The sequence below is a fragment of the Spirosoma sp. genome (genome assembly GCF_048594605.1).
Classification (GTDB): domain Bacteria; phylum Bacteroidota; class Bacteroidia; order Cytophagales; family Spirosomataceae; genus Spirosoma.
In genome coordinates, this window is the sequence record NZ_JBMDWV010000119.1 from 1 (window position 1) to 8370 (window position 8370).

At 47.1% G+C, this 8370-nt stretch carries 7 protein-coding genes and 1 pseudogene; 4 read left to right on the forward strand and 4 right to left on the reverse strand.

The features are described from left to right. Window positions 1-992, reverse strand: a pseudogene (locus ACOJS8_RS07335) (gliding motility-associated C-terminal domain-containing protein); the annotation flags it as partial. A gap of 131 nt (window positions 993-1123) precedes the next feature. Then, the gene (locus ACOJS8_RS07340) at window positions 1124-2581 is read right to left on the reverse strand and encodes a circularly permuted type 2 ATP-grasp protein (RefSeq protein WP_420147891.1); all 1458 of its coding nucleotides are present in this window, start codon (window positions 2579-2581) and stop codon (window positions 1124-1126) included. Window positions 2582-3033: 452 nt separating this feature from the next. Here ACOJS8_RS07340 and ACOJS8_RS07345 point away from each other — a divergent pair, with 452 nt between their 5' ends. Beyond that, window positions 3034-3543, forward strand: a complete 510-nt coding sequence (locus tag ACOJS8_RS07345) for a hypothetical protein (RefSeq protein ID WP_420147892.1) — start codon at window positions 3034-3036, stop codon at window positions 3541-3543. Window positions 3544-3562: 19 nt separating this feature from the next. Here ACOJS8_RS07345 and ACOJS8_RS07350 read toward each other — a convergent pair whose 3' ends face one another. Both ACOJS8_RS07350 and ACOJS8_RS07355 read right to left on the reverse strand, forming a co-directional pair. Continuing rightward, on the reverse strand, window positions 3563-4549 hold the full coding sequence (locus tag ACOJS8_RS07350; RefSeq protein WP_420147893.1) for an aldo/keto reductase: 987 nt from the start codon (window positions 4547-4549) through the stop codon (window positions 3563-3565). Between the two features lie 103 nt (window positions 4550-4652). Next, window positions 4653-5720, reverse strand: a complete 1068-nt coding sequence (locus ACOJS8_RS07355) for an Ldh family oxidoreductase (protein ID WP_420147894.1) — start codon at window positions 5718-5720, stop codon at window positions 4653-4655. 132 nt (window positions 5721-5852) lie between these two features. Here ACOJS8_RS07355 and ACOJS8_RS07360 point away from each other — a divergent pair, with 132 nt between their 5' ends. The 3 genes from ACOJS8_RS07360 to ACOJS8_RS07370 form a co-directional block, all read left to right on the forward strand. Next, window positions 5853-6086: a hypothetical protein gene (locus tag ACOJS8_RS07360; protein ID WP_420147895.1), complete on the forward strand. Its 234-nt coding sequence runs from the start codon at window positions 5853-5855 to the stop codon at window positions 6084-6086. A gap of 167 nt (window positions 6087-6253) precedes the next feature. Continuing rightward, window positions 6254-6829, forward strand: coding sequence for a hypothetical protein (locus ACOJS8_RS07365; RefSeq protein WP_420147896.1), 576 nt, complete (start codon window positions 6254-6256; stop codon window positions 6827-6829). A gap of 145 nt (window positions 6830-6974) precedes the next feature. Continuing rightward, on the forward strand, window positions 6975-8370 hold a 1396-nt coding region (locus ACOJS8_RS07370; RefSeq protein WP_420147897.1), incomplete at its 3' end, for a hypothetical protein.

An 8370-nucleotide genomic window follows, 5' to 3' on the forward strand; every position in this document is an offset into this window, starting at 1 on the left:
GGCAGAGCCGCTCCATCCGGTCCTACGTTGAAGACGCCCCCGTAGCCGGTAATGATCACCCGGTTCCCGTCGGGGTCAGTGGCCGTGACGGGTTGGTTGATCAGCGTACCCGCTTCCACGCACAGGTCGGGGATGGGGTTGATCAGGGGGCGTTTGTTGGGCGAATCCGTGACGAAAATCTGCATGTCGCGGGTGATCTCACCGATGAGTACACCGTTGCGCCATTCTTCGACAATGAAGGCGAAGTTATACTGACATTCCCGTCCGGGGGCATCCCAGCAGAGTTCACCGGTGGTGGGGTTGATCGAGAAAGTGGGGGCTCCTCCCACTTCACTGGACGTACTAAATTGAGTCGGGTCCTGATAGGAGGGAATTGGGCGGCCGGTACAACTTGCATCGGTTAGGCTCGTTGCGGGAACGCTAAGCCGGAAAGCGAGACTATCGCCATCGGCGTCGTAAGCGGCCGGGTTATGACAGAATTTTTGACCGACTCGTCCCGAATCCAGGGGTGGATTGAGCATGACCGGCGTTGAGTTGGTCAGCAGCGCTGCATTGATGTAGATCGTTGTAGAAATAAAGAAACGAAGTTGATCTGAATTAGCAGCAGGGGGCAGATTTTGCGTATCCTTATTTCGGTTGGGCACCGTTATACTGATTGTGTACGTACCTGGGCCGGGGTACGTATGAACAATTTTATACACATTTATGGAGGAGGTACGACCATTGATATACGTCCTGGGAAGGCGTTTTACTTCGGCTGAAGTACCATCGCCAAAGCAGAGTGCCGGATACGTCTCTGCCTGATCAGCTGCCGGTTTTCCTTTAACCTCATCGAAATAAGCCGTGAATGTTATTTCATAAGTAAGCGAGGTTTGGGAAATCCGTCTTGTCGTAATTTCACCTGCTCGTACGTGGGTTGCCTGACTAAGTGTAGGATATAATACCATACCCAGTAAAAGCCCCCAAAGCCCAATTGTATAAATCAGCCGCATAGAATCTATATTTTTATCTACAACGATTTATGCGGACAAAAGTGTATTTAAAAAGCCGTTGGCCCCAGTCAATCGCTTCCGCGAAAATAACACAGTCAACTAACTCCTGACCGTTGGCGGCTGCCCACTTATTAATATAATACCCAGGTATCTTTGCCTCCCCCTCCCTGAGAGGAGTTAACCACAAGTGAACCTTTACGTAGCGCAACGCGCGTTAAGCCGCCTGGAATGACATTGACACCATCGCCATAGAGAATGTAAGGCCTCAAATCGACGTGACGCCCTTCGGCATGGTCGCCAACGAGACAGGGAACTCTCGATAAAGAAATAGTGGGCTGAGCAATGTAGTTACGTGGGTTTTCCTGAATTTTTCTTCGGAATAGTTCGTGTTCTTCCGGCGTCGCCTTGGGGCCAATCAGCATTCCGTAGCCACCTGCTTCATTGGCTTCTTTAACGACCAATTGCTCAATGTTATCCAGTACGTAGCGGCAATCTTCCTCTTCGCGACAGATGTATGTTTGTACGTTGGGAATAATAGGTTCCTCGTTTAAATAATACTTGATGATACGTGGTACGTAAGCGTAAATCACCTTGTCATCGGCGACGCCTGTACCAGGCGCATTGGCCAGCGCCACACGCCCTTTTTTGTAGACGTCAAATATACCAGGCACACCAATCAGGGAATCCGGATTAAAGGCCTGAGGGTCCAGGAACGTATCATCGATACGCCGGTAGATTACGTCTACAATCTGGAATCCTTTGGTTGTACGCATCTTGACGTAACCACCTGAAACGACTAAATCACGCGCTTCCACCAGCTCAACTCCCATTTGCTGGGCCAGATAGGAATGCTCGAAGTAAGCAGAGTTATAAATCCCCGGCGTTAGTACAACTACAGTGGGATTCGGACGGTCGGCGATGAACTGGAGCATCTGAAGCAGTCGGGTAGGGTAATCCGAAACGGGCCGTACACCCGTCTGAGACAGTACTTCAGGAAAAGTCTGCTTGATGAGCTCACGATTTTCGAGCATATAAGATACTCCCGACGGGCAACGAAGGTTATCTTCGAGTACCATAAACTGACCATCATCACCCCGTATCAGATCGGTTCCGGTAATGTGGCACCAGATTCCTTTGGGGGGCCTGACTCCTAAACAGGGTGTCAGAAACGATTTGCTGGATTCGATTAAATCGCGGGGAACCACCCCATCGTTCAAAATATTCTGCTCGTTATAAACATCGTTAAGAAACAGATTCAGCGCCTTAATCCGCTGAATCAGCCCTTCTTCAAGACGATTCCACTCGGCCGATTCAATTACCCGTGGAATGATATCAATTGGCATGATACGTTCGGTACCCTCGCCTTCGGCGTAGACATTGAACGTAATACCCATGCTCATCAGAGCCCGCTCCGCTGCGTGTTGACGTCTAATGAAATCTTCTTGTGTAAGCTGTTCGACACGCTCTCGAAAGGGCTGATAACCAGCTCTTACGTTTTCGTCGTCGGCAAACATTTCATCGAAAAAATTCTCTGTTTTATAATTTGTGAATGAAAATTTCCCAGAAGTCTGCCCCTGGGATTGTGTCATTCCGTTGAGTTTCTGTGATTGCGACTGTTTGTTATTCTGTTTCTTCATGCAACAATATATTTTCTATAAGCGGAATGGCCAAATATAATACCGGCTCGATGCTAGTTGTGCAAATAAAACATCGCAAAGCTAGAATGCATAATGTGCAGCCTAATTATTTACCTGAAAGATAAACAAGAAACCAGCATACATCGGTTAATTAACGCTTGAGAGCCACGTAAGCCGTGTAGGTCCGGTATCTACAAAAAAGCATTTATTGGTAGCAATAATCTTAACAGCTATATAGTCTTTGTGTCACTATTAATTCAACCTTATAAGGTATTTCGATTATAATTTTTATAAACTATGTGCCATTTTGTATAGTTATTGTTATACCGATTTAATATGTAATAACTATGAAGAGAGTCTTCTTTCCGCTATTAGTGATGCTTATTGGATTATCATCAATCACAATGGCACAAACAGAAAAGGGTAGCCGTCTGGCCGGTGTCCAGGTTGGTAATATTGTTATTCCAACCTCAGGAAACTCTAGTACAATCATCAGCCTTCAGCCAACCTATGGCTGGTTTGTGGGTAACGGACTAGCGGTAGGGGCCGGAATTCCTTTTTTTCATGTTAGCTCAGGAGGAGCAAGTGCTACTCAGATTGGCTTAGCTCCTTTCCTGCGGTATTACATAGGGCCATCTCAGGTCAAACCTTATTTAGGGGGTTCGATAGGCGTAATTAACTCGTCGGCATCAGGTAGCGGCTCAAATTCTAACACCGATGCGCTCTACAGTGCAACCGGCGGTTTAGCCTTCTTTATAAATAAGTCGGTTAGTTTTGATTTTGCACTGAGCTACACGGGAGGTAATACAGGGTCAGTAAGCTCGCTGATCGGGGGTGGGGCAAGTAGTTTGATTCCGAACTTTCCGAAAGCACTAAATATCAATTTAGGTTTTCAGGTTTATTTTCCCAAGTAAACTATATCGCCTGTCTTCTCTACCAGAGGTAATGAACGGGATTTTTGATACGTTCGTCGTAGATACGTTTTACGGCGACCATCTGTTCGGGCGTAAGTGCGGGGCGTTTAGTGGCTTCCAGGTTAGATATGAGTTGGTCGGGTTTTGAAGCGCCGGGAATAATACAACTAACAGCGTCGAACATCAGAATCCAGCGCAAGGCATCTGGCGCTAAGTTACTGTCCGTGGAGAAAACGCTACGTAGTTCCTCAACAGCGGCCAGACCTGTTTCATAATTTACGCCTGAGAACGTTTCGCCTTTATCGAACCGGGAACCATCGCGGTTAAAATGCCGGTGATCTTCTGACGAAAAAGACGTATCAGCATGGAATTTTCCGGTTAGGAGTCCACTGGCTAGTGGTACACGAACAATGAGGCCTATGTTGCGACGCTGGGCTTCTGTAAAAAATAGCTCAGAAGGGCGCTGGCGGAACATGTTGAAGATGATTTGTATCGTCGTTACGTTCGGAAATTCAATCGCTTTTAGACCTTCTTCAATTTTTTCAACACTAACGCCAAGATGCTGGATCTTACCTTCGCTTTTTAGACGATCAAATTCCTCAAAAATTTCGGGGCGATAATAAACCTCCGTAGGTGGGCAATGCAGTTGAATCAGATCGAGCGTTTCCAGACCCATGTTACGTAGACTGTCGTCGACGAAAGCACGTAGCACCGATGGCTGATAGGCTTCATTCGTGTGCGGTTGTAGCCGACGCCCACATTTTGTCGCTACGTAAATCCGTTCAGATCGGGAGCGCACCAAACGCCCGACTGCCTTCTCACTTTCACCGTCGCCATACACATCGGCCGTATCGATGAAATTAATACCGGCATCCACGGCTTCGTTGAGAATATGATCAGCGTTGCTATGGCTGAAAGGGGCACCCCATTTACCACCGACTTGCCAGGTGCCTAAGCTAATTTCTGAAATGTCAAAACCAGTTTTGCCGAGTTTACGGTAGTTCATATGGGTTTGTTTTATATAACGTAGCAATAATGTAGCCAGTAACAACAAAGTTAGCCTCGGTTACGTGGTCTGTAGCGCTATGCTACGTTAAAAGTGAAGACGATTACAAATTAACTCCAAACCGTTGGCCCAGTTCTTCCAGACTTTTGATAACTGGCTCCAGCACTGGAATACCATTAGTTAGGCGCTCTGCTTCCATTTCACGCTCTGGGTCGCCCGGAATCAGTACGCGCTGCCCTTCCACAGCCTTTGCCTGCCTGAATCGCTGAATCCAGGTGTCCATGTGGGTTTTAAATTCGCCGGCCGGCCGGAACGCATCAATACGCATGGCACCAAAAAAATGCCCGGTACCCGCGCCAACGCCCTCATTTGCCTGCATGAAACCCGCTGTTGCAAAAGGAGGTACCCACGGCCCATAGTTAGCCCCGGATAGAACCCCTGAAAAAATATCGACAACAGCACCCAGGCCATAACCTTTGTGCGAACCATGCTCGCGATCGGTGCCGAGTGGCAATAAAGCTCCCCCATTACGTATCGCATTCGCATCAGTAGTCGGATGGCCTTCGGCGTTTTGCGCCCAGCCTGGTGGAATGTCCTGGCCTTTTCGCTGTAAAATCTCAAGCTTACCGTAAGCAACTGCTGTTGAGGCAAAATCGGCCAGAAAGGTTGGCTCAGTAGCAGCAGGAATGGCTACGGCGATTGGATTCGTTCCCAGAAGTTTATCCAGCGAGAAGGTGGGGGCAACAAGTGGTGCTGCGTGGGTCATAGCCTGGCCAATCATGTCCTGTTCGGCGGCTAGTAATGCATGATACCCGGCGATACCGAAGTGGTTGGAATTTCGCACAGCTACCCAACCCGTTCCGGCAGTACGTGCTTTTTCGATAGCAACCTGCATAGCCCAGGGACCGACAACCAGACCCAAACCCCGGTCGCCATCGACAACAGCCGTTGAGGGCGTTTCATGAACGATGTGGATATGGGGTTGCGGATTTAATCGACCAATATCATAAAGGCGGACGTAGCCGGGCAAGCGTGCCACACCATGCGAGTCTACACCTCGTAAATCGGCGCTGACCAGTACGTCGGCGGCCAGATGCGCATCGGTTTCTGAACAGCCGATCGCTATAAAAATTTGTTCTGTGAAGGTTCTGAGCTGGTTTGCTGTAATCATAGTCGCAAAGGTAGACAAGTACCACTAAATAAGCTTTTCAGTCCATAGAATGATCTGGATTGTTACTGATAGTAACATGGCTTCATATATAGGAGCGGTGCAGGTATACTTTCTCAAACGAAAATTTTTATCATGAAAACCAAGCAATTAATCGGCGCTTTGGCGTTCACCATTGTATGTGCTGCTACACAGATAAGTTGTAGCTCAAAACCTTCCGACAAGGCAGAGGAAGTCCAGGACAAAAAAGAAGACGTTATGGAAGCGCAGGCCGAAGGCGATTCGTCAGTAAAAGATGAACAGGCTGAACTCGACTCAGCGCGTAAGGATTATAGAGAGGCTGTTAAGGATTCAATCAAGAATCAATAGCGTGTAATCCAGCCAGCTAAATACAGAAAACCGACTCTATCAGGGCCGGTTTTCTGTATTTAGTAGCCGACATTTGTTAAAAGTCATTTAAAAACACCCATTTTGGTCGATGGATAGAAACAAAGCTATCCGTTTTGAATTATAGAATAAGTAAACCTACCTACCGTATGATAGCTACTTTCCGGTTATTTTTAGTCTGTATGCTACTCAGTTCAATTGCCTGGGCACAGCCGCAGGATACACTCACAACTGAACAGTTATTACAACGTAGAGGAACCGCTTACTCAGCTTTGTTACGGCCTTCCCGCTATCTCGCTCTGGATGTAAACCATACAATTGGTGGGTTTCGGCGGTATCGTTTTTTTGTGGGCGACGAAATGCATTTTAAAGCGCGGGGTGAAAAATACCGCGAAGAGCTGTATGACGTAACGGATAGTACCTTTAGTGTGCTGATGGCCAACGAAGTTATGAACCGCGATGAACCTGTTACGTTCCGACTCAATGAGCTACAGAAAATTTATCTTCATCGAAGAATTCCATTTATAACCGCAGCTGGAACACTTTTCCCGATTGCGGGAGGTGTTTATCTGGTTGCTGATGTTGTGAATAATCGCGGATTTTATCGTAATACGTTACCTGTTGTGGGGGGGCTGATTCTGAGTGGTGCCCTGTTTCATATTATCAGTAATCCGCACATTCGAGTCAATAAAAATAATCGGCTTAAGGTGTTACAAACGTATTAGTTAAATTTATACACTACGTTATCATGTAACCTTAAACAGGAAAAGCTTGTGGTAAAAATTCAGGTTGTTGGGTAAAGAAGTAAACCCTGTTTATATGACAAATAAATATGTATTTATTTTTTGTTGAATAAGGTACATTTGCCGTATGCCAAAATCTATAGCCGACCTGCAATCCAGATGGTATCAGCAGCATGCTGTATATATCAATACGTATCAGACTGGGCGCCACACCTATATTCCTAATTTACTTCCTCAGGATGCGGTACGGTTTTCGGTCTACCAGACCCTCGAGATACTGCATAAGCGGCTAGGTAATGATGCGTTACGTCGGGCGTTAAATCCCGCTGAAACGATCGAAAGTCCGGTAAAAAATCATCTGGATAGTTCCTGGCTCAAACGGAGTAACATGGTTGGTATTAATGTACGAACCATCGGGTCGTTCTGGAATGTCATCAACTATACCCTTACGTTACCCGCCTGTCATGACAGCCTTCATTTGTTGCCAATTTGGGAACCTGGCGTAGTGGGAAGCTTGTACGGCATGGTAAGCTGGCAAATTAATCCTGAATTTTTCGATGTTGAACTGGCTCGCTTCGTACCCGCTCTCGACTCAGTTGAAAAGCAACTAAAAGTAGTAACCAATCTGCTCCATGCTATGGGGCGTACGGTCGGAATGGACGTTATTCCACATACCGATCGCTTCTCCGAGATGGTGCTGGCTTGCCCAGGTTTATTCGAGTGGGTACAGCGGGACGAAAAATCAGGTAAGCCCGCCAGACTCGCCAACCACTCGAGCTTCGTATATCGCTACGTAGAAGAAGCCATCTGGCAATTTCTGAAGTTTCGTGGTGCAGCAGACGGTACGTCGTTAACCTTTAGCAAAGACACGTTCTTTTCGAAAGACATTGCTATTCTGACAGAAAACCAACGGCTACAGATTCTATTTGGAAATCCGCACGACTATACTGGTCGTTTAAATCGACGGATCGCCCTGATACGGCATCTTGTGTCGCTGGGTTTCGAAACCTTGCCCATGACCATGGGGCCGCCGTACCGTGGGTTGCATATTGACGAAAATGAGTACACCATTGATGATTATGGTCAGATATGGTATCAGTATGCGTTCGATAAACCCGAGTCTATGTCGCGGGTGTTTGGTCCTTTGGCGCGGTATAAGTTTTACGAATCAAAAGATAATAATCAAAACTGGGAGCTTGATTTTAATCAGCCCAATAAGCCAGCCTGGGAATACCTTTGCCGTAAAGTCAGTGAATGCCAGCGAGCCTATAACTTCGATTTTATGCGGGGCGATATGGCACATGTGCAGATGCGGCCAGAAGGGGTTCCGGCTATAATCGATGACTATTACGATCCGCTAAGAGCCATCAAAAAATACGTACAAGCCAATGGTGTACCTTATTTTGCGTTCTTTGCTGAGACGTTCCTGGCTCCGCCCAATACAATGGGGTATGGCGATGAATGTGAGCATCTCCAGGCAATAGAAGCCGACTCGACCTTAGGTGACCTACAGTCTATGGTAG

Bases quoted from the DNA above. Each gene is read 5' to 3' on its own strand.
- ACOJS8_RS07340 (WP_420147891.1), bottom strand. From the start codon at position 2,581: ATGACACAATCCCAGGGGCAGACTTCTGGGAAATTTTCATTCACAAAT.
- ACOJS8_RS07345 (WP_420147892.1), top strand. From the start codon at position 3,034: ATGGCACAAACAGAAAAGGGTAGCCGTCTGGCCGGTGTCCAGGTTGGT.
- ACOJS8_RS07350 (WP_420147893.1), bottom strand. From the start codon at position 4,549: ATGAACTACCGTAAACTCGGCAAAACTGGTTTTGACATTTCAGAAATT.
- ACOJS8_RS07355 (WP_420147894.1), bottom strand. From the start codon at position 5,720: ATGATTACAGCAAACCAGCTCAGAACCTTCACAGAACAAATTTTTATA.
- ACOJS8_RS07360 (WP_420147895.1), top strand. From the start codon at position 5,853: ATGAAAACCAAGCAATTAATCGGCGCTTTGGCGTTCACCATTGTATGT.
- ACOJS8_RS07365 (WP_420147896.1), top strand. From the start codon at position 6,254: ATGATAGCTACTTTCCGGTTATTTTTAGTCTGTATGCTACTCAGTTCA.